The sequence below is a fragment of the Myceligenerans salitolerans genome, assembly GCF_017349295.1.
Taxonomy (GTDB): Bacteria; Actinomycetota; Actinomycetes; order Actinomycetales; family Cellulomonadaceae; genus Myceligenerans; species Myceligenerans salitolerans.
In genome coordinates, this window is record NZ_JAFMPK010000015.1 from 1 (window position 1) to 870 (window position 870).

The 870-nt window shown below is 69.3% G+C and carries 2 protein-coding genes; both read right to left on the minus strand.

The window, feature by feature from the left end; genetic code table 11:
- A partial coding sequence (locus J0911_RS01500; protein WP_207273633.1) for a DDE-type integrase/transposase/recombinase occupies positions 1 to 597 on the minus strand: 597 nt, incomplete at its 3' end.
- On the minus strand, positions 594 to 870 hold a 277-nt coding region (locus J0911_RS01505; protein WP_207273634.1), incomplete at its 5' end, for a transposase. The genes J0911_RS01505 and J0911_RS01500, both read right to left, overlap by 4 nt.

Consider the following 870-nt stretch of genomic DNA (forward strand, 5'->3'; position numbering starts at 1 on the left):
CTGACTGCCGCGGTCGGAGTGGACCACGCACCCGGCCGGATCGTGGCCCGCGGCCTTGCGCATCGCGACGGCGTTCTCGATCGCCGTCACGGCCAGGCGCGACTTCATCCGCGAGTCGATCGAGTAGCCCACGATCCGCCCGGAGAACACGTCCTTGACCGCGCACAGGTAGACCTTGCCCTCTGCGGTGGGGTGCTCGGTGATGTCCGTCAACCACAACGCGTCGAGCCGGTCGGCGGTGAAGTCCCGCATCACCAGGTCGTCGTAGACCGCCGGTCCCGGCCGGGGGCGGGCGGCCTTCTTCTTGCCGAACCTCGACCACCACGCCTGCTGCGAACACAACCGCCACGCGGTCCGCTCGCACATCACCACGCCCGCGTCGGCCGCCTCGTCGTTCAGCAGCCGGTACCCGAACTCCGGATCCTCCTGGCGGGCCAGGAACAACGCATGGGCCCGGTAAGCAGCCGTGAGCTCGGCGTCGGTGACCGGGTGGGCGAGCCACCTGTAGTACGGCTGGCGGGCCAGGCCCAGGACCCGGCACGTCACCGTGACCGGGATACCGGCCTCGGCAAGCTCTCGGACGAGCGGGTACATCATTTTCCCGGCAGGTGAGCCTGGGACAGGTACGCGGCTGCCTTACGCAGGACCTCGACCTCCTGCTCCAGCAGCCGGATCCTGCGGCGCGCCTCACGCAGCTCGGTGTTCTCACCGGACGTGGCCCCGGGTTTGGCTCCCTCGTCGACGTCCGCACGATGCATCCACGAGTGCAGCGTGGTCGGGTTGACCCCGAAGTCCTTCGCGATCTGGTCCAGCGTGACGCCCGGGCCTCGGTTACGCGCGACACGCACCACATCGTCGCGGAACTCCTGG